18 protein-coding genes and 1 pseudogene are annotated in these 18787 nt (G+C 71.0%); 15 read left to right on the top strand and 4 right to left on the bottom strand.

The window, feature by feature from the left end; all coding sequences use genetic code 11:
• The 13 genes from G3I19_RS23305 to G3I19_RS23250 all read left to right on the top strand — a co-directional run.
• Positions 1–889, top strand: an 889-nt coding sequence (locus G3I19_RS23305; RefSeq protein WP_164265639.1) for a GNAT family N-acetyltransferase, incomplete at its 5' end; no start/stop codon positions are given.
• Positions 890–922: 33 nt separating this feature from the next.
• Positions 923–1501, top strand: a complete 579-nt coding sequence (locus G3I19_RS23300) for a GNAT family N-acetyltransferase (protein WP_164265638.1) — start codon at positions 923–925, stop codon at positions 1499–1501.
• A 217-nt stretch (positions 1502–1718) separates the two neighbouring features.
• The gene (locus tag G3I19_RS38335) at positions 1719–1802 is read left to right on the top strand and encodes a putative leader peptide (RefSeq protein WP_310591794.1); all 84 of its coding nucleotides are present in this window, start codon (positions 1719–1721) and stop codon (positions 1800–1802) included.
• Between the two features lie 174 nt (positions 1803–1976).
• Positions 1977–3674, top strand: coding sequence for a nitrite/sulfite reductase (locus G3I19_RS23295; RefSeq protein WP_164265637.1), 1698 nt, complete (start codon positions 1977–1979; stop codon positions 3672–3674).
• Positions 3671–3856: a hypothetical protein gene (locus G3I19_RS23290; RefSeq protein WP_164265636.1), complete on the top strand. Its 186-nt coding sequence runs from the start codon at positions 3671–3673 to the stop codon at positions 3854–3856. Before G3I19_RS23295 ends, G3I19_RS23290 begins: the two co-directional genes overlap by 4 nt.
• Positions 3853–4554, top strand: a complete 702-nt coding sequence (locus tag G3I19_RS23285; protein WP_164265635.1) for a phosphoadenylyl-sulfate reductase — start codon at positions 3853–3855, stop codon at positions 4552–4554. The genes G3I19_RS23290 and G3I19_RS23285 overlap by 4 nt, the downstream gene beginning before the upstream one ends.
• Complete coding sequence (cysC, locus tag G3I19_RS23280) at positions 4554–5123, top strand: adenylyl-sulfate kinase (RefSeq protein ID WP_164265634.1); 570 nt, start codon at positions 4554–4556, stop codon at positions 5121–5123. Before G3I19_RS23285 ends, cysC begins: the two co-directional genes overlap by 1 nt.
• A complete protein-coding gene (cysD, locus tag G3I19_RS23275) occupies positions 5120–6055 on the top strand; it encodes a sulfate adenylyltransferase subunit CysD (protein ID WP_164265633.1) in 936 nt (311 codons plus the stop codon). The genes cysC and cysD overlap by 4 nt, the downstream gene beginning before the upstream one ends.
• On the top strand, positions 6056–7414 hold the full coding sequence (locus tag G3I19_RS23270; RefSeq protein ID WP_164265632.1) for a GTP-binding protein: 1359 nt from the start codon (positions 6056–6058) through the stop codon (positions 7412–7414).
• 246 nt (positions 7415–7660) lie between these two features.
• Positions 7661–8773, top strand: coding sequence for an ABC transporter substrate-binding protein (locus G3I19_RS23265; protein ID WP_164265631.1), 1113 nt, complete (start codon positions 7661–7663; stop codon positions 8771–8773).
• A 36-nt stretch (positions 8774–8809) separates the two neighbouring features.
• The gene (locus G3I19_RS23260; RefSeq protein ID WP_164265630.1) at positions 8810–9595 is read left to right on the top strand and encodes an ABC transporter ATP-binding protein; all 786 of its coding nucleotides are present in this window, start codon (positions 8810–8812) and stop codon (positions 9593–9595) included.
• A complete protein-coding gene (locus G3I19_RS23255) occupies positions 9582–10460 on the top strand; it encodes an ABC transporter permease (RefSeq protein ID WP_164265629.1) in 879 nt (292 codons plus the stop codon). Before G3I19_RS23260 ends, G3I19_RS23255 begins: the two co-directional genes overlap by 14 nt.
• A gap of 6 nt (positions 10461–10466) precedes the next feature.
• Complete coding sequence (locus G3I19_RS23250; RefSeq protein ID WP_164265628.1) at positions 10467–11216, top strand: sirohydrochlorin chelatase; 750 nt, start codon at positions 10467–10469, stop codon at positions 11214–11216.
• 79 nt (positions 11217–11295) lie between these two features.
• Here G3I19_RS23250 and G3I19_RS23245 read toward each other — a convergent pair whose 3' ends face one another.
• Both G3I19_RS23245 and G3I19_RS23240 read right to left on the bottom strand, forming a co-directional pair.
• Positions 11296–13944 carry a fibronectin type III domain-containing protein gene (locus tag G3I19_RS23245; protein WP_164265627.1) on the bottom strand — a complete coding sequence of 883 codons (2649 nt, stop codon included), beginning with the start codon at positions 13942–13944 and terminating at the stop codon, positions 11296–11298.
• Between the two features lie 396 nt (positions 13945–14340).
• Entirely contained in the window at positions 14341–15366 is a 1026-nt protein-coding gene (locus G3I19_RS23240) for a 2-dehydropantoate 2-reductase N-terminal domain-containing protein (RefSeq protein WP_164265626.1), read from the bottom strand.
• Positions 15367–15725: 359 nt separating this feature from the next.
• Between G3I19_RS23240 and G3I19_RS23235 the strand changes: the two genes are divergently transcribed.
• Positions 15726–16526: an ATP-binding cassette domain-containing protein gene (locus G3I19_RS23235; RefSeq protein WP_164265625.1), complete on the top strand. Its 801-nt coding sequence runs from the start codon at positions 15726–15728 to the stop codon at positions 16524–16526.
• 21 nt (positions 16527–16547) lie between these two features.
• Here G3I19_RS23235 and G3I19_RS23230 read toward each other — a convergent pair whose 3' ends face one another.
• Together G3I19_RS23230 and mgt are read right to left on the bottom strand one after the other, a co-directional pair.
• Positions 16548–17096 (bottom strand): DUF1697 domain-containing protein, encoded by a 549-nt coding sequence (locus G3I19_RS23230; RefSeq protein WP_164265624.1) that lies wholly within the window; start codon positions 17094–17096, stop codon positions 16548–16550.
• 37 nt (positions 17097–17133) lie between these two features.
• Complete coding sequence (gene mgt / locus G3I19_RS23225) at positions 17134–18354, bottom strand: macrolide-inactivating glycosyltransferase (RefSeq protein ID WP_164265623.1); 1221 nt, start codon at positions 18352–18354, stop codon at positions 17134–17136.
• 132 nt (positions 18355–18486) lie between these two features.
• Here mgt and G3I19_RS23220 point away from each other — a divergent pair.
• Positions 18487–18787 (top strand): annotated as a pseudogene (locus tag G3I19_RS23220) (aminoglycoside phosphotransferase family protein); the annotation flags it as partial.

The raw sequence follows: 18787 nt of genomic DNA, 5'->3' as shown, positions 1-18787 counted from the left end.
CTGGGGCGAACTGCACCGGCTCGCCCCGTGGCAGGCGCTGCCCGACGAGCCCGGCGGCTCGTGGGGTCCGCCGCCCGGCGGCTGGCCCGGTCTGTCCGGCGACCACGACTGCGTCCTGTCGACCTCCAGCGTCCCGGGCCTCACCCACCACGCCTCCCGGGCGCCGGCCGCCCGCTACGTCTGGGACCTGGCCCGGCGCGACGACAGCCTCTGGGCGGTGCCGCTCGGGGCGTCCGGGATACCCGGCGACCCCCACCGGCTCGACCAGCTGCCGCTGTGGGTGCGCGGCGGGCTCGTCCCCGTGATCACCGACTGGAACCAGCTGAGGAGCTCCATGACCACCGTGCACGAGCAGCGGGTCGAGGGATTCGGGACCGTCCGGATCAGCCCGGTCGACCCGCGGCGGGACAGCGCCCTGATCCACCGCTGGGTCAGCGAGGAGCGTGCCCGCTACTGGGGAATGGGCGACGCGAGCCCCGAGGACGTCCTGGAGACATACAGCTATGTCGACTCACTGACCACGCACCACGCCTATCTGCTGTACCGCGACGGCGTGCCGGCGGCGCTGTTCCAGAGCTACGAGCCGTCCGCCGACCCGGTGGGCGAGTGCTACGAGGTACAGCCCGGCGATCACGGAATCCATCTGCTGATCGGCCCCGCCGAAGGCAGGCCCGAGCACGGCTTCACCAGCACGCTGCTGAGCGTGTTCCTGCGCTTCGTGCTGGCGGATCCCACCCGGCAGCGCATCGTCGTCGAGCCCGACGTCCGCAACCAGAAGGTGATCGACCGGCTGCTGCGCTTCGGCTTCGAGCTCGGCCCGGAGATCGACAAGCCGGAGAAGCGGGCCAGGCTGGCCTTTCTGCGCCGGGGGTCCGCGGGGCTGCTGTGAGCCGCCGCTGCCCCGCGTGATTCGCTGACCCCCATGACGAGCGACACCACCGTCACGGTGACCACCTGGTATCTGGAGCAGACCTCCCCGGCCGATCTGCGTCCGGCCGCCGAGCCCGGCGGTGACATCCGGATCGTGCGGGCCGAGGTCCCGTCCCCGGAGTTCAGCCGGTATCTGTACGCCTCCGTGGGCGGGGACATCCGGTGGACGGACCGGCTCTCGATGTCGTACGCCCAGTGGCAGGAGGTGCTCGCCAGGCCGGGCACCGAGACCTGGGTGGCGTACGAGCGGGGCACCCCGGCCGGCTATGTGGAGCTGTGCGCGCACGACGACGGCGCCGTGGAGATCATGTACTTCGGGCTGATCCCGGCCTTCCGCGGCAGGCGGATCGGCGGCCATCTGCTGACGTACGGCATCCGGCGGGCCTGGGACCTCGCCGACCGCACCCCGGGGCGCGCGGCGACCGAGCGGGTCCGGGTGCACACCTGCAGCAAGGACGGCGCCCACGCGATGGACAACTACCTGAGCCGCGGCTTCCGGCTCTTCAGGACCGAGACCGGGGAAGAGCCGGACGTCGAGACGCCGGGGCCGTGGCCGGGCGCGGACGCCTGACACCGGCCGCACCGGCCCTGGCATCCGGTCCGCACCGGCCGTGGCTTCCGGCCCGCACCGGCCGTGGCAACCGGCCGTGGCATCCGGTCCGCACCGGCTCGGCGCGGGCGGCCCGCACCGAGTGACGGGCACCACACCGTCCCACGATGCGGGACCATCTCGTCCAAATATTGGATAGTAGTGGACTGGCGCGAGATCGCCGTGACACGCTTCCGTCATGTCTGGAACTGGAATTGCCTTGGTGAGTCGACGCCACGTCGATCTCGGCCGCATGTCCAGCGCCATCTGTCCGGCGCGCTGATCTCCACCAGCCACGCCGTTTTCCCGCCGTCCCCGTCGTAGCGGACGAGCGAAGCCCCCCGCTGGGGTCCTGCAATCCCACCGCCACTGCGCCCTGCCCTGAACAGGCAGGCCGCTGGGGTCCCTTCAGCTTGATCAACCGCCCCCTTGAGCCGCCACAGAAGGACGAAGCATCATGGCCGCCACCCCTGGAACGCCCCCGCCAGCCACGCCCCGACGCAAAGTGACCCGGCACCGCGGCGAAGGCCAGTGGGCCAAGGGCCACTTCACCCCGCTGAACGGCAATGAGCAGGCCAAGAAGGACGACGACGGTCTCAATGTGCGGACACGCATTGAGACGATCTACTCCAAGCGCGGATTCGACTCCATCGACGGCGGCGATCTGCGCGGCCGGATGCGCTGGTGGGGTCTCTACACCCAGCGCGAGCAGGGCATCGACGGCGGCAAGACCGCGGTGCTCGAACCGGAGGAGCTGGACGCCGAGTTCTTCATGATGCGGGTACGCATCGACGGCGGCCGCCTCACCACGGAGCAGCTGCGCGTCATAGGTGAGATCTCGCAGGAGTTCGCCCGCGGCACCGCCGACCTCACCGACCGGCAGAACATCCAGTTCCACTGGATCCGGATCGAGGACGTCCCGGAGATCTGGCGGCGCCTTGAGGCAGTCGGCCTCTCCACCACCGAGGCATGCGGTGACACCCCCCGTACGATCCTCGGCTCCCCGGTGGCCGGCGTCGCCGAGAACGAGATCATCGACGGCACCTGGGCCATCGACGAGATCAACCGCCGCTTCATCGGCAACCCGGCGTTCTCCAACCTGCCGCGGAAGTTCAAGACCGCGATCTCCGGCTCCCCGCAGCTCGATGTGGCGCACGAGATCAACGACATCGCGTTCGTCGGTGTCGACCACCCCGACCACGGTCCGGGCTTCGACCTGTGGGTCGGCGGCGGGCTCTCCACCAACCCGAAGCTCGGTGTCAGGCTCGGCGCCTGGGTGCCGCTGGACGAGGTGCCCGACGTCTTCGAGGGCGTCATCTCGATCTTCCGCGACTACGGCTACCGCCGGCTGCGCACCCGAGCCCGGCTGAAGTTCCTGGTCGCCGACTGGGGCCCGGAGAAGTTCCGGCAGATCCTGGAGGACGAGTACCTCCAGCGGAAGCTGACGGACGGTCCCGCGCCCGAGCAGCCCGCCGATGTCTGGCGCGATCACCTCGGGGTGCACAAGCAGCGCGACGGCCGCTTCTACATCGGGTTCGCGCCCCGCGTCGGGCGGGTGGACGGCACCACCCTGACGAAGATCGCCGAGCTGGCCGACGCACACGGCTCCGGGCGGCTGCGGACCACCGCCGAGCAGAAGATGATCGTGCTGGACATCGAGGAGTCGCAGGTCGAATCGGCGGTCTCCGCTCTCGAAGCGCTCGACCTCAAGGTCAACGCCTCGCCGTTCCGCCGCTCCACGATGGCCTGCACCGGCATCGAGTTCTGCAAGCTGGCGATCGTCGAGACCAAGGCGCGCGGCGCCCTGCTCATCGATGAACTGGAGCGCAGGATCCCGGAGTTCGACGAGCCGATCACCATCAACATCAACGGCTGCCCCAACGCCTGCGCCCGGATCCAGGTAGCCGACATCGGCCTCAAGGGCCAGCTGATGCTGGACGGCGACGGCAACCAGGTCGAGGGCTTCCAGGTCCACCTGGGCGGTGCGCTGGGTCTCGACGCGGGGTTCGGCCGCAAGGTCCGCGGGCTGAAGGTCACCGCGGACGAGCTGCCCGACTACGTCGAGCGGGTGCTGAAGAACTTCCGGGCCGAGCGTGCCGAGGGCGAGCGCTTCGCCACCTGGGCCGCACGCGCGGACGCGGAGTCGCTCTCGTGAGCGAGCGTGCGGCGCCCTTCTTCTGCCCGTACTGCGGCGACGAGGACCTGCGCCCCAACGAGACGGGGCACGGCGCCTGGGAATGCGCGGCATGCAACCGCGCATTCCAGCTGAAGTTCCTCGGGCTGCTGGCCCGCGGACTCCAGCAGCACGCCAACGGCGTTGAAGGGGACGGGATATGACCACCATGCAGGAAACCGAGGATCCGAAGGCCCTCGCCGAGCGCGCGGGCCGCGAACTGGAGGATGCGTCGCCCCTGGAGATCCTCACCTGGGCCGCCGACACCTTCGGCAAGCGCTTCTGCGTGACCTCCTCCATGGAGGACGCGGTCGTCGCCCATCTGGCCTCCCGTGCTTTCCCCGGCGTCGATGTCGTCTTCCTCGACACCGGCTACCACTTCCCCGAGACCATCGGCACCCGGGACGCGGTGGAAGCCGTGATGGACGTCAACGTCATCACCCTGCTGCCCTGGCAGACCGTCGCCGAACAGGACGCCGAGTACGGCCCCCGGCTGCACGACCGGGACCCCGACCTGTGCTGCGCGCTGCGGAAGGTCAAGCCTCTCGAGGACGGGCTGAAGAACTACTCGGCCTGGGCGACAGGGCTGCGCCGCGACGAGTCCCCCACCCGGGCGGGCACCCCCGTCGTCGGCTGGGACGAGAAGCGCCAGAAGATCAAGGTCTCGCCGATCGCCCGCTGGACGCAGGACGACGTGGAGGCGTACGTGGCCGAGCACGGCGTGCTCACCAACCCGCTGCTGATGGACGGATACCCCTCCATCGGCTGCGCACCGTGCACCCGGCGGGTCGCGGAGGGCGAGGACGCCCGCGCCGGCCGCTGGGCCGGCCGGAACAAGACCGAGTGCGGGCTGCACGGCTGATGACGAAGGATCAGGAGAACGAGATGACGACGGACCAGGGAGCCACTGTCTGGCTCACCGGTCTGCCGAGCGCGGGCAAGACCACCATCGCCCACGAACTCGCGGACACCCTCCGCGGCGAGGGCCACCGGGTGGAGGTGCTCGACGGCGACGAGATCCGCGAGTTCCTCTCGGCGGGCCTCGGCTTCAGCCGTGACGACCGGCACACCAACGTCCAGCGGATCGGCTTCGTCGCCGAACTGCTGGCATCCAACGGGGTGAAGGCGCTGGTTCCGGTCATCGCGCCGTACGCGGACAGCCGTGAGGCGGTGCGCAAGCGGCACGCGAGCAACGGCACCGCGTATCTGGAGGTGCATGTCGCGACCCCGGTCGAGGTGTGCTCCGTACGCGATGTGAAGGGCCTGTACGCCAAGCAGGCGGCGGGCGAGATCTCCGGTCTGACCGGGGTGGACGACCCCTACGAGGCACCGGAGACCCCGGACCTGCGCATCGAGTCGCACACCCAGACCGTGCAGGAGTCCGCAGCCGCGCTGCACGCGCTGCTCACCGAGAGGGGCCTGGCCCGATGACGACCGCTGCCACTGTCACCGAAGGTACCGACAGCCCGTTCGCCCTGAGCCACCTGGACGCGCTGGAGTCCGAGGCCGTCCACATCTTCCGCGAGGTCGCGGGCGAGTTCGAGCGGCCGGTGATCCTGTTCTCCGGCGGCAAGGACTCCATCGTCATGCTGCACCTGGCGCTGAAGGCGTTCGCCCCGGCCGCCGTGCCGTTCTCACTGCTGCACGTCGACACCGGGCACAACTTCCCCGAAGTACTGGCCTACCGCGACCGCGTCGTCGCCGAACACGGACTCCGCCTCCACGTGGCCTCCGTCCAGGAGTACATCGACGCCGGGAAGCTCCGCGAGCGCCCCGACGGGCTGCGCAACCCGCTCCAGACCGTCCCGCTCACCGAAGGCATCCAGCAGCACCGCTTCGACGCGGTGTTCGGCGGCGGACGCCGCGACGAGGAGAAGGCCCGCGCCAAGGAACGGGTCTTCTCGCTGCGCGACGAGTTCTCCCAGTGGGACCCCCGCCGCCAGCGCCCCGAGCTGTGGCAGCTCTACAACGGCCGTCACGCACCCGGCGAGCACGTCCGGGTCTTCCCGCTCTCCAACTGGACCGAGCTGGACGTCTGGCAGTACATCGAACGCGAGAAGATCGACCTCCCGCAGATCTACTTCGCGCACGAGCGTGAGGTCTTCAAGCGCTCCGGCATGTGGCTCACCCCCGGTGAGTGGGGCGGCCCCAAGGACACCGAGCACGTCGAGACCCGCCAGGTGCGCTACCGCACCGTCGGCGACATGTCCTGCACCGGCGCCGTCGACTCCGACGCCACCACGCTCGACGCCGTCATCACCGAGATCGCCGCGTCCCGGCTGACCGAACGGGGCGCGACCCGCGCCGACGACAAGATGTCCGAGGCCGCGATGGAAGACCGCAAGCGCGAGGGGTACTTCTAAATGACCACGTCAACCGCCCAGTCCGCCGAGCAGCTCTCGGCGACCACGCTGCTGCGCTTCGCCACCGCGGGCTCCGTCGACGACGGCAAGTCCACCCTGGTCGGACGGCTGCTGCACGACTCCAAGTCGATCTTCACGGATCAGCTCGAAGCCGTCGAGCAGGCATCCATAGGCCGGGGCCAGGAAGCCCCCGACCTGGCCCTGCTCACCGACGGGCTGCGCGCCGAGCGCGAGCAGGGCATCACCATCGATGTCGCCTACCGCTACTTCGCCACCCCCCGCCGCCGGTTCATCCTCGCCGACACCCCCGGCCATGTGCAGTACACCCGCAACATGGTCACCGGCGCCTCCACCGCCGAACTCGCCGTGGTGCTGGTAGACGCCCGCAACGGCGTCGTCGAACAGACCCGCCGCCACGCCGCCGTCGCCGCCCTGCTGCGCGTCCCGCACGTCGTACTCGCCGTCAACAAGATGGACCTGGTCGACTACGCGGAGCCGGTGTTCGCCGCCATCGCCGAGGAGTTCACCGCGTACGCGGCCTCGCTCGGCGTCCCGGAGATCACCGCGATCCCGATCTCCGCGCTGGCCGGTGACAATGTGGTGGAGCCCTCCGCCCACATGGACTGGTACGGCGGCCCGACCGTCCTCGAACACCTGGAGACGGTCCCCTCAAGCCACGACCTCACGGGCTGCAAGGCCCGCTTCCCCGTCCAGTACGTCATCCGTCCGCAGACCGCCGAACACCCCGACTACCGCGGGTACGCGGGCCAGATCGCCTCGGGCGCGCTGCGGGTCGGCGACGCCGTCACCGTGCTGCCTTCGGGCCGTACGTCGACGATCGCCGGCATCGACGTCCTGGGGCAGAGCGCGGACATCGCGTGGGCCCCGCAGTCCGTGACCGTACGGCTCACCGACGATCTGGACATCTCGCGCGGCGACCTGATCGCACCGACCGAGCACGCCCCGGTGCCGACGCAGGACGTCCTGGCGACCGTCTGCCATGTGGCCGACTCGGCGCTGTCGGTGGGCCAGCGGGTCCTGCTCAAGCACACCACCCGCACGGTCAAGGCCATCGTCAAGGACATCCCGTCCCGGCTGACCCTGGACGACCTGTCCCAGCACCCGGCGCCCGGCCGGCTGGTCGCCAACGACATCGGCCGGGTCGTCATCCGTACCGCGGAGCCGCTGGCGCTCGACGCGTACGCGGACTCCCGGCGCACCGGCTCCTTCCTGCTGATCGACCCGGCCGACGGCACCACGCTGGCCGCCGGGATGGCGGGCGACGCCTTCGCCGCCACGGCGCAGACCGCGGCGGAGGCGGACGTGACCGCGCAGGACGAGACCGGGTGGGACTTCTAGCCATGGCCCTGCGTGTCCTGGACATCTACGCCACCTTCGCGAAGGAGGGCGGCCGCATCGGCAGCGGCGCCCTCGGCAGTGGGCAGGGCGGGGTCGGGCGATGTGCGTGAAGGCGTACGCGCACTGCCTGCGCGCCCGGACAGCCCACTCGCCGCGCCCCGCCCGGCGAAGACCCGCACACCAAGCCGACCGCCCGGCGGTGTCCTGAGGGACACCCGCACCGGGCCACCGAGAGGAAAACCTCCCGTGCCTGCCACTCTCCCCCTGCGCCGCAGCCTCGCGGCCGCCGCCGCCCTCCCGCTGCTGGCCGTGGCGCTCACCGCCTGCGGCTACGGATCGGACAAGGCCAAGGACGACCCGGGCAAGTCCCAGGTCGCCGCGGGGGCCAAGAAGCTCTCCGCCGACTCGGTGAAGATCGGCTACTTCCCGAACCTCACCCACGCCACCGCGCTGGTCGGCGACCAGCAGGGGATATTCCAGAAGGAGCTGGGCGGGACCCGGCTCAAGGTCTCCACCTTCAACGCGGGCCCCTCCGAGATCGAGGCGCTCAACTCCGGCTCGATCGACATCGGCTGGATCGGCCCGTCCCCGGCGATCAACGGCTACACCACGTCCCAGGGCAAGAGCCTGCGCATCATCGGCGGCTCCGCCTCCGGCGGGGTCAAGCTGGTGGTCAACCCGAAGAAGATCAAGTCCCTGGACGACGTCAAGGGCAAGAAGATCGCCACCCCGCAGCTCGGCAACACCCAGGACGTGGCGTTCCTCAACTGGATCGCGAGCAAGGGCTGGAAGACCGACGCCACCAGCGGCAAGGGTGATGTCTCCGTCGTCCGCACGGACAACAAGGTCACCCCGGACGCCTACGCCTCCGGTTCCATCGACGGCGCGTGGGTGCCCGAGCCGACCGCGTCCAAGCTGGTGCAGCAGGGCGGCAAGGTACTGCTCGACGAGAGCGACCTGTGGCCGCAGAAGAAGTTCGTGATCACGAACATCGTGGTGTCGCAGAAGTTCCTCAAGGAGCACCCGGACGTCGTCGAGGCCGTGCTGCGCGGTTCGGTGAACACCAACGCCTGGATCAAGGCCCACCCGGACGCGGCGAAGGCATCCGCCAACGCCGCGCTGAAGAAGCTGTCCGGCAAGGCGCTGCCCGCCGATGTGCTGGACCCCGCGTGGAAGTCCATCCAGACCACCGACGACCCGCTCGCGGCGACGCTCAGCACGGAGGCGGACCACGCGGTCAAGGCGGGGCTGCTGCAGAAGCCCGATCTCAAGGGCATCTACGACCTGCGGCCGCTCAACAAGGCCCTGAAGGCCGCCGGCCGCCCGTCCGTCTCCGATGCCGGTCTCGGCGTCAAGTAAGCCCGGATCCAGACCCGTTCCCAGGAGGTGACGACCATGGCCACAGCACTCGCCAAGTCCGACGACCGGACCGATGTGACACACGCGGCCCGTATCGGCCACGTCTCGAAGTCCTTCGGCGGACCCGCCGGGCAGCTCGTCCTCGACGACATCACCCTCGACGTCGCGCCGGGCGAGTTCGTCACGCTCCTGGGGGCGTCCGGCTGCGGCAAGTCCACGCTGCTCAATCTGGTGGCCGGACTCGACGCACCGTCGTCGGGGACCATCGCGACCCCGGGCGGCCGGCCCGCCCTGATGTTCCAGGAGCACGCGTTGTTCCCGTGGCTGACCGCGGGCAAGAACATCGAACTCGCCCTGCGGCTGCGGGGCGTGCCCAAGGCCGACCGGCGGGACGAGGCACAGCGGCTGCTCGCCCTCGTACGGCTGGACGGCGCCTACGCCAAGCGGGTGCACGAGCTGTCCGGCGGGATGCGCCAGCGGGTGGCGCTGGCGCGCGCACTCGCCCAGGACAGCCAACTGCTCCTGATGGACGAGCCGTTCGCCGCGCTCGACGCCATCACCCGCGATGTGCTGCACGACGAACTGACCCGGATCTGGCGCGAGACGAGCGTCTCCGTCCTCTTCGTCACCCACAACGTGCGCGAGGCGGTGCGGCTCGCCGAGCGGGTGGTGCTGCTGTCCTCGCGGCCCGGCCGGGTGGCGCGCGAGTGGACGGTGGACATTCCGCATCCGCGCCGGATCGAGGACTCCGCGGTGGCGGAGCTCTCGGTGGAGATCACTGAACAACTGCGTGGGGAGATCCGCCGACATGGCCAACACTGACGTCAAAGCGGACGAGCTGGCCGGGCTCGAAGCGGGCCTGGACGCGCTCGACACCGTACGGGTGGACCGGGTCCCGGTCCGCCAGGTGCTGGTGGGGAAGGTACTGCCGCCGGTAGTGGCCGTGGTGCTGGTCCTGGTCGTCTGGCAGATCCTGATCTGGGCGAAGGTCACCGACAGCTACAAGCTGCCCTCGCCCGGCCAGGTGTGGGGCGAGGTGTCCGACGCCTGGGCGCAGGGCACCCTGCTGGGCTACATCTGGACGAGCATCTCGCGCGGACTGCTGGGCTTCCTGCTGGCCCTGGTGATCGGCACCCCGCTGGGGCTGCTGGTGGCCCGGGTGAAGTTCGTCCGGGCGGCGATCGGCCCGATCCTCTCGGGCCTCCAGTCCCTGCCGTCGGTCGCCTGGGTGCCGCCCGCGGTGATCTGGCTGGGGCTCAACGACACGATGATGTACGCGGTGATCCTGCTGGGCGCCGTCCCCTCGATCGCCAACGGCCTGGTCTCCGGCATCGACCAGGTGCCGCCGCTCTATCTGCGGGCCGGCCGTACGCTCGGCGCGTCGGGTCTGCGCGGCACCTGGCATGTGGTGCTGCCCGCGTCACTGCCCGGATATCTGGCGGGCCTGAAGCAGGGCTGGGCGTTCTCCTGGCGGTCGCTGATGGCCGCGGAGATCATCGCGTCCTCGCCCGATCTGGGCATCGGTCTCGGCCAGTTGCTCGAGCAGGGCCGGGAGACCAGCAGCATGTCGATGGTCTTCCTGGCGATCTTCCTGATCCTCATCGTCGGGATCGCCATCGACCTGCTCATCTTCAGCCCGCTGGAGCGGCGTGTGCTGCGCAGCCGCGGGCTGCTGGTCCGGAGCTGAGCCGGGATGTACGACGACCGCCCGGTACTCCTCGTCGTCGCGCACGGCAGCCGTGATCCCCGGCATGCCGCGACCGTGCGCGCGCTGACCCGGCGGGTGCGGTCGCTGCGTCCCGGGGTGCGGGTGGAGACGGCGTTCCTGGACTTCGCGGCGCCTTCGGTGCCGGAGGTGCTGGCACGGCTGGCGTCCGAGGGCGTACGGGACGTGCTGGCCCTCCCGCTCCTGCTGACCCGGGCCTTCCACGCCAAGTGGGACATCCCCGGGGTGCTGCGCGAGGCCCCGGCCGGGATGCGGGTGCGCCAGGCTGAGGTGCTGGGCCCCTCCCCGCTGCTGCTGGCCGCGCTGGAACGCCGGCTGTACGAGGCGGGGCTGACCCCGTCCCGTAAACGCTCGACGGGGCTGGTCCTGGCCTCGGCGGGCTCCACCGACCCGGAGGCGATCGCAGTGATCGCTGAAATTGCGCGGGAGCTGCGGCACACCGGTTGGTGCGCCGTGCGGCCTGCGTTCGCCTCCGCTGCCCTGCCCCGTACCGAGGACGCGGTACGGGAGCTGCGGGCCTCGGGTGTCGCACACGTCGCGGTGGCGCCGTACGTCATCGCGCCCGGCAGGCTGCCGGACCGTATCGAGGCGGGGGCCCGCGCGGCCGGCGCGGATGTGCTCTCCGGTGTGCTGGGCGCCTGCGGTGAGCTGGCCCGGCTGCTGCTGGCCAGGTACGACGAGGCGCGGGTGCTTGAGCCTGCGGCACTGAGCGCCTGACCGCTGTCCGACCTGCCGGGGGCCGTGCCGGGCGGGCACGGTGTGCGGTGCCCGCCCGGGTGCTCGTGCCCGTACTCCGCTACCGCGCCTCGGTGGTCGCCGTGACGGTGGCCGCCGGGCCCGCACCCGCCGCGGTGACGGAGGCGACTGTCACGGTGTACCGGGTGCCGGGCTTGAGCCCGCCGATGACGCGGAACATCCCCTTGCCCGACGGCTGTCCGACCATCGCGTCCCGGCCGGTGACCTCGATGGTGCGGCCGTCGGAGACCGTCAGCCGGTAGCCGATGACCTTGGCGTCTCCCATGGTCCGGGGCGGTGTCCAGGCGAGGGTCGCGGCCGTCGCCCCGGTACGGAGCTTCGGGCCGGTCGGCGCGTCGGGAAGCACGGTGGCGGCCGTCGGCGTGAGCGGTGCGGACGCCAGGGACGGCGCACTGCTCCCGTGGGCGTTGGCCGCGGTGACGGTGACGGTGAAGGGGCCGCCGCCGGCGGGGAGTCCGCCGATACGGATGTAGGCGAGCCGCTGGTAGTCGGCCGCCGTCACGGTCCGCCGCGCGGCCTCGGTGCCGTCCGGCCGCAGAGCGTGCGCGGTGTAGCTGCGGACCGGTGAACCGCCGTCGGCGAAGGTTGGGTTGAAGATCGCGTACAGGGCATCGGCACCTGCCGTGCTGGTGCCGGCCCGGGACGGCGCCTCGGGTACGGAGACCGCTCCCGCGGTGCGGCCGAGCACACCCCGGTAGGCGGGCTCGATGCCCGCGGCGGCGACGATGGCTGCGGGGGCGTCCGACGGGGAGGCCATGATGTGGTTGCCGGTCGTGACCAGGCCCTTGTTGTCGCCGTCTGCGGTGCCTTCCTCCCACCAGTTGTCCTTGACGAGCGTCGGGTCGTTGTTGCCGAGCTGGTCGCGGTAGTCGGTGTGGCGGCTGGCGACATTGGCGTACGAAGCGCCGTAGAGCACGTTGTCCTCGACGGTCTCGTAGGTGCAGCCGTTGTCGGTGTAGACGCTCTTGCCCAGGCCCCACTGACCGTGGATGACGTTGCCGGTGACCTTCTCGCCGTCGGCCAGGGACGTGCCCGTCAGGCCCTGGGTGTAGATCCCGCCGCCGTCGTCGAACATCTGCATGTAGTCGAAGATCAGGTTGTCGCTCACCGTGTTGTCGTGGCTGGGGTTGGGGGTCGCGGGTGAGCCGATCTTGTCGGGCCAGCCGCCCCAGCCCATCGAGACGGCGCTGTAGCCGAGGTGGTCGAGCTGGTTGTGCGCGATGGTGTTGTGCTGGGTGTATCCGTTGAGGATGCCGACCGAGCCGTGGAACTCGCGCGGCAGGGCGTACAGATGGTTGTCCGTCACCTCGACGTGGTCGGCGGGGGTACGGCCGTCGACTCCGCCGATCTCCAGGCCGTTGCCCGAGATGTCGGTGAAGGTGTTGCCGCGCACCTTGGAGTCACTGGTTCCGGTGCCCAGTTGCAGGCCGGCGGCGCCGAGGTGGGTGAAGTCGTCGTCACTGAACTCGATGCGCGTGCCGTAGGTGAAGGAGACGTTCCCCGGCATCGGGGTCCAGGAGGCGAACGGGCAGGTGCCGCCCTCGACGAATCCGCACAGCCCCTGGGTGGCCCAGCCGTTCGCACCGGTGATGGTGTAGCCGGCCTGGATCTCGGAGAAGCCCTCGGGTGTGGACGGGGTCAGCCAGGTCGCGTAGCTGAACCGCACCCCTCGGAAGGTGACGTCGTGGACCGGGGCGGATGCGGTGCCCCGCCCGTCGACCAGCTTCTGTGCGGCGGCGGCCTCGACGTCCGCGTGCCGGATGTCCTCCCCCTTGCGCGGGAGGTAGTAGACGGTGCGGGCCGTGCGGTCCAGGTACCACTCGCCGGGCTGGTCGAGCAGTTCGTAGGCGTTCTCGATGTACGACGCCTTGCCGTTGTTGGTGAGGTGCCCGGGGCCGACCATGGAGACGGTGCGCCCGGGGACGTCCGGGAACTCCACCCGCTTGTTGGAGTTGTCCCAGCAGGGCTGGACCATGGTGAGGGTGGTGCCCTTGGCGGAGGCTATCCGGCAGCGGGGTTCGGTCCACTGGCCCAGGCCGTTGCGTTCGACGTTCCAGAGCTCCTCGCCGCTCGAGTAGACGAATTCGGCGTCCGACGGGTGGCGCCAGTGGGCGATGGTGTCCGCGGTCGTGGTGTAGCCGGCCGGTGTGGCCGTCAGCCCGACGGGCACTTCACCGCGGGCACGCTGGGCCCTGACCCCGTCGACGTACAGCTGGCGGGTGTCGGTGAGTCCCTGGGGCGCGGGCGCCGAGTAGAGGCCGGGGCGCCCGTGGACCGGCTGCCAGCCCTGGACCTTCTTGCCGCCGCTGATGACGGTGGAGCCGGTGCCCTGCCAGATGATCCGGTGGCCGTCGTGCCCGGAGTCCCTGGCGTCGAGGACGAGCGGCCGCGCCGTGCGGTAGGTACCGGAGGCGAGGTGGACGGTGAGATCCCCGTGGTGGTGGGCGGACCTCGTCCGGGCCAGGTCACGGGCGCGCTGAAGGGTTCTGACGGGGCGGCGGGCGGTGCCCTGGGCGTGGTCGTCACCGGACGGGGTCACATACACGTCCGCCGAGTGCGAACCGGCGGAGCCGCGGTCACCGGGGTCGGCTCCGGCCGCGGTCACGCTGCCAGGGACGCCGAGCGCCAGGACGGCGGAGAGAGCCGCGACGAGCGTGGCTCTTCGGGGTGCGAGCATCTTCCCTCCCATGGAATCAGGTTCATAAGGCAGGAGAAAGGTAGGAGGGTTGAGATGCAACGGTCAACGGACTGGACAGGAATGACAGAAATGCCTGCCGGACACGGGTAATCGGCGTCAGGTCATCGGAGGACTGGCTTCGGAGGCCATCGGAGGGCTCCGGGGCCGTCAGGGATGTGCGTGACGTGCCCGGCCGGCCGGACCCGCGGCGCGGCCGGCTGCGCTACGGCACGCACGAGCCCGGCATGTGCGGGAGCGGAGGCCGGGCTCGTGCTCCGGCCCGTGCGGGAGCGGAGGCCGGGGCCGCGGCCGGAAGCCGGAGGACGGGGGGCCGGAGGCCGGGGGCCGGGGTCCGGTAGCCGGGACCGGAATCGCGAGCCGGGAGCCGGGAGTCGGGGGTGGTCGCGCTCAGTGCCGGGTTTCGTCGGCCACCAGGGCGGCCAGCTCCGCGGCGGGCATGGAGCCGGCGGGCCGGTGCTCTCGGGCGAAGGCGTTGGCCACCCGCTGGAGTACGGCGTTCACCGGGGTCGGCACCCCGTACTCCCGTCCGAGCAGGGCGATCTCACCGTTCAGATAGTCGGCCTCGATCGTGCCCGTCCCCCGGCTGAGGCTCTGCCAGGAGGAACCGCCGCCGCGCGGCTGCCCGTCGACCGGCAGCAGGGTGATCTTGTCGCCGCGGGTCCGCCGCTGCTCATCGGCGCTCGCGGCCTCGATCCCGGCTGCCGCGTAGACCGCGTGCCCCTCGGCCTCCGCCTGCTCCAGGAGCTGCTCCATGATGGCGTCCGCCGCCGGGTCGGTGCCGTGGAGACCGCAGGCCGCCTGGAGTGAATTGGCCAGGTTCGAGAGGAGTTTGGCGTACTTCCAGCGCATCACGTCGGCGACGACCGGCGCCTCGAACGGGGCCTTCTCCAGATCCGCCGAGATCTGCCGGGCGGTGCTGTCCGTGCCCGAAGGGCAGCGGCCGATGTGCAGTATCCCGGTGAGCGGTGAACCGGCGGCGGCGACCGAGCCCGGTTCCAGGAAGGTCGCGGGCAGCCAGACGCACATGCCGTACACCTGGCGGAAGCGGCGCAGCGCGAGGCGTTCGCTCTCCACGCCGTTCTGTGCGCAGACCAGCGGAAGCACCTCGGCGGCGGTCGCGCCGGTGCCGGACACCGGGCGCGGGCCCCACGCGTCGAGCGCCGCGACACTGTCCTGCGTCTTCACCGTCAGGACCAGGACGTCGTCGGGGCGCAGTTCCACCGCGTCGGGCCCGTCGGCGACCGGCAGTGCGAGTGTGCGGGAGCCGTCGGGCGTCGCGATCCGCAGTCCGCCGTCCCGCAGTGCCGCGTAGTGCGCCCCGCGGGCCACCAGGACCACTTCGCTGCCGCTCTCGGACAGCAGCCCGCCGATGGTGCCGCCCACGGCACCGGCCCCGATGATGATGTAGCGCATACCGGGACTCTGGCACACCCTCTCGGTGCGGGTCCATGATCCATGACACCTTCCGGGCGGCCCCGGGCAGGAAGGTAGGATCCGGTACATCGGTCCGGACACGATTACCGCCGACCAGCTCGAACGGGCGCTCTCCCTGACCGGGACCGCCTCGGTGCAGAACCGCCCCCTCCCGCCGACCGCGCGCCGGCGGGCACCCGGGGCGGACATACGGACGGACGGTGCGCGCGACGCGCGGCCCCGCCTCTCTGCCCCGGTTCCCGCTGTCCCTACGGCGCACCGGCCGGCGAGGCCCATCGGTTCTCACCCGGTCGTGAGCTGCGTCTGGCCGAGAAAGAGATGAAGGAGCTGAACGACCTGTGAGCACCGTCGTGATCCGTGCGGACGACGTCGACTTCGTACGGGACGGGAACCTGCTGCTCGACTCGGTCTCGCTGACCGTGCACAGCGGGGAGCACTGGGCCCTGCTCGGCGCCAACGGCGCGGGCAAGTCCACCCTGCTCGGGCTGCTGGGCGCGGTGACGCACCCCACCCGCGGGACGGTGGAGATCCTCGGGCGGACGCTCGGCCGGGTGGATCTGCGGGAGCTGCGTTCCCACCTGGGGCACATCAACCCGCGCCATCCGCTGCACTCCCCGCTGCGGGTCCGCGATGTCGTCCTGACCGGGCTCACCAACTCCATCGAGCCGGTGCCGCGCTGGTCGCCGACCGGGGAACAGCTCAAGCGGGCCGACCGGCTGCTGACCATGCTGGGCATGGGCGGCGAGAAGGCCGAGTCGCGCTGGCCGACGCTCTCGCAGGGGGAGCGCGGGCGGACCCTCATCGCGCGTGCGCTGATGCCGAGTCCCCGTCTCGTCCTGCTCGACGAACCGGCCACCGGCCTCGACCTGGCCGCCCGTGAGCAGCTGCTGACCAGCCTGGACGAGCTGCGCGCCGAGCACCCGGAGCTGGCGACGATCCTGGTCACCCACCATCTGGAGGAGCTGCCCGCGTCCACGACGCACGCGATGCTGCTGCGCGACGGCGCGTGCCTGGGCTCGGGGCCGGCGGACGACGTGCTCACCACGGATCAGGTCAGCAAGTGCTTCGACCATCCGGTGCGGATCACCCGCACGGACGGCCGGTGGGCGGCCCGTTCGGAGCGGGCCGCCCGGCACTGACAGCGGGCCGGGGCTCTCCGGTCAGCCCGCGGTCAGCTCCGCCAGCTTGAGCACGGTGTTCCAGTTGCGGGAGGTGCCGGTGATGCCCTTGTTCACGGCGGGCCTGTTCAGTGCCTCGGCGAGCTTGGAGCGGCCGAGCCCGTCCGGGGCGTACAGATACAGCACCCGGTCGCCGAGCCTGAACTCCTCGGGCAGATAGGCCCGCTGGTCGAGGGCGGCGAACCGCTCGGGCCCCACCGGGCCGGAGAAGAAGGTGACGTGCAGCTGCTTGCCCTGGAGCTCCGCCGCCGGGAACGGACATCCGTCGGCCACGGCCCGCAGATAGGCACCGCTGCGGACGAGGCAGTCCACCGTGAAGCCGAAGCGGTCCTCGATGGCCTTCTCCACCGAGGCCGCCAGTCCTTCCTCGCCGGCCGTGTCACTGCTGAAGGCGGCGTTGCCGCTGTTGAGGTACGTACGGACGTCGCCGTGGCCGAGTCCGGTGAGCAGCTCCCTGAGGTCCGCCATCGGGACCTTCCTGGCGCCGCCCACGTTGATCCCGCGCAGCAGTACCGCGTATCTGGTCGTCATGGGACGAACATAGACGGGGGGTCGGACAGCCGGACGGCTACGGGCGGGGCGGCGCGGCCAGTTCGGCCTCGATGAGGTCGGCCGCGCGCCGGGTGCCTCCTTCCGCGGCCATTTCGGCACCGATGTCCGCCAGCCGCCGGGCCACCTCCGGGTCGTCGGCCATGGCCAGTACGGCTTCGCGCAGCGTCGCCTCGGTGGCGTCGGCCATCGGTACGTGCCGGGCCACGCCGAGGGACTGGAGCATGTCGGCGTTCGAGAACTGGTCCACGGCCTGCGGGACCGCGACCATCGGCGTCGCCGTGGCCAGCCCCTCCTGGCTGCCGCCCGCGCCCGCGTGGGTGATGAAGGCGTCTGCCTGCCGGAGCACGGACAGCTGCGGTACCCAGCGCACCACGTCGAAGTTGGCAGGGACCCGGCCCAGTTCGGACTCGTCCACGTACTTGCCGATCTGGAGCACCACATGCCAGCCGGGCAGGTCGCCGAAGGCCGCGATGCACTCACGGTAGAAGCCGGGCTGCTTGGTGAAGGTCGAGCCGAGCGAGACGAGCAGCACCTTCTCGGCGCCCGCGGGACGCCGCCACTCGCCCTGGTCCCTGCGGTCGCCCTGGCAGGCGCCGACGAAGGTGTATCTGGTCTCGTCCACGCGGCCGCCGTTGGGCTGCATCGCGCGCGGGATGAGGACGATGCTGCGGCGGGGGCGGCCGACGAACGGGTCGGGGTGCTCGTCGATGCCGTTCTCCCGCAGCCAGGCGTGGAAGCGGGCGTAGTAGGCCCGGCCCCGCTCGGTCGCCATGAGCTGGGCGGTCATCGGCTCGCCGACCTCCTCCTCGTACCCCTGCCAGGCCACCAGGTTCGGGGAGAGCGAGACATCGGGGATGTTCCAGCGGCGGGAGAGCACGATCGCCGGGTAGGAGGTGATGTCGTGCACGATCAGATCGGGTACGCCCACCCCGTCCGGTCCTTCGTGGGCCTCGATGAGCTGCGGCAGGGCGGCGATGGCGTCGCGGAGGAACGGCTCGATGTTGTCGATCACCTCGGTGCCCCACGCCTCGGGATCGTCGTCGGTGGGCAGTGTCGATGTGTAGACAACGGGCTCGGCGCCGGTCTCCGCGACCTTCCCGGCGAACGACTCCGGGATCGCGTACGTGACGCGGTGGCCGCGGGCGACGAGTTCCCTGATCACTTCCAGGCTCGGGTTCACATGCCCCGCGGCCGCGATGGAGAACATGGCGATATGGGCACGCTTCGGTGAGTTCATGCCACGACGGTAAGCGAGACGATACGTCTCGTGCAACTTATTTCGGCGGAGCACAGCCCCCCCTCGGATGACGGGCCCCGCCTGCGCGGATGCGAAACTTGGCCCGTTCCGAACGAGAGCGGGAGACACCACATGGACGAGGCAACGGCGCGGGACATACTGCGGACGGCCGGTCTGGCACCGGACGCGGAGCTGCTGGCGCTGGGCGAGAACGCGGTCTTCGCGGACGGCGGGCTCGTCATCAAGGTGGGCCGGGCCCCGGAACTGCTGGAACGGGCGGAACGCGAACTGTCCGTGGCGGGCTGGCTCGCGGATGCGGGCGTCCCCGCGGTGCGCGCGGCCGAGCCGTCGCCCCGGCTGGTCGACGGCCACCCGGTCACCCTCTGGCACCGGCTGCCGGAAGCGGTCCGCCCGGCCGGGCCCGCGGACCTCG

Source organism: Streptomyces sp. SID10853, assembly GCF_010548145.1.
Lineage (GTDB): Bacteria > Actinomycetota > Actinomycetes > Streptomycetales > Streptomycetaceae > Streptomyces.
The sequence above is the reverse complement of the archived record's forward strand: the minus strand, read 5'-3'. Positions and strand labels throughout refer to the sequence as shown.

Excerpts from the sequence above, each read along its gene's own strand:
- G3I19_RS38335 (WP_310591794.1), top strand. The coding sequence starts at position 1,719 with ATGTCTGGAACTGGAATTGCCTTGGTGAGTCGACGCCACGTCGATCTC.
- G3I19_RS23270 (WP_164265632.1), top strand. The coding sequence starts at position 6,056 with ATGACCACGTCAACCGCCCAGTCCGCCGAGCAGCTCTCGGCGACCACG.
- G3I19_RS23285 (WP_164265635.1), top strand. The coding sequence starts at position 3,853 with ATGACCACCATGCAGGAAACCGAGGATCCGAAGGCCCTCGCCGAGCGC.
- G3I19_RS23295 (WP_164265637.1), top strand. The coding sequence starts at position 1,977 with ATGGCCGCCACCCCTGGAACGCCCCCGCCAGCCACGCCCCGACGCAAA.
- cysC (WP_164265634.1), top strand. The coding sequence starts at position 4,554 with ATGACGAAGGATCAGGAGAACGAGATGACGACGGACCAGGGAGCCACT.
- G3I19_RS23240 (WP_164265626.1), bottom strand. The coding sequence starts at position 15,366 with ATGCGCTACATCATCATCGGGGCCGGTGCCGTGGGCGGCACCATCGGC.
- G3I19_RS23230 (WP_164265624.1), bottom strand. The coding sequence starts at position 17,096 with ATGACGACCAGATACGCGGTACTGCTGCGCGGGATCAACGTGGGCGGC.
- mgt (WP_164265623.1), bottom strand. The coding sequence starts at position 18,354 with ATGAACTCACCGAAGCGTGCCCATATCGCCATGTTCTCCATCGCGGCC.
- G3I19_RS23245 (WP_164265627.1), bottom strand. The coding sequence starts at position 13,944 with ATGGGAGGGAAGATGCTCGCACCCCGAAGAGCCACGCTCGTCGCGGCT.
- G3I19_RS23300 (WP_164265638.1), top strand. The coding sequence starts at position 923 with ATGACGAGCGACACCACCGTCACGGTGACCACCTGGTATCTGGAGCAG.
- G3I19_RS23250 (WP_164265628.1), top strand. The coding sequence starts at position 10,467 with ATGTACGACGACCGCCCGGTACTCCTCGTCGTCGCGCACGGCAGCCGT.
- G3I19_RS23255 (WP_164265629.1), top strand. The coding sequence starts at position 9,582 with ATGGCCAACACTGACGTCAAAGCGGACGAGCTGGCCGGGCTCGAAGCG.
- G3I19_RS23260 (WP_164265630.1), top strand. The coding sequence starts at position 8,810 with ATGGCCACAGCACTCGCCAAGTCCGACGACCGGACCGATGTGACACAC.
- cysD (WP_164265633.1), top strand. The coding sequence starts at position 5,120 with ATGACGACCGCTGCCACTGTCACCGAAGGTACCGACAGCCCGTTCGCC.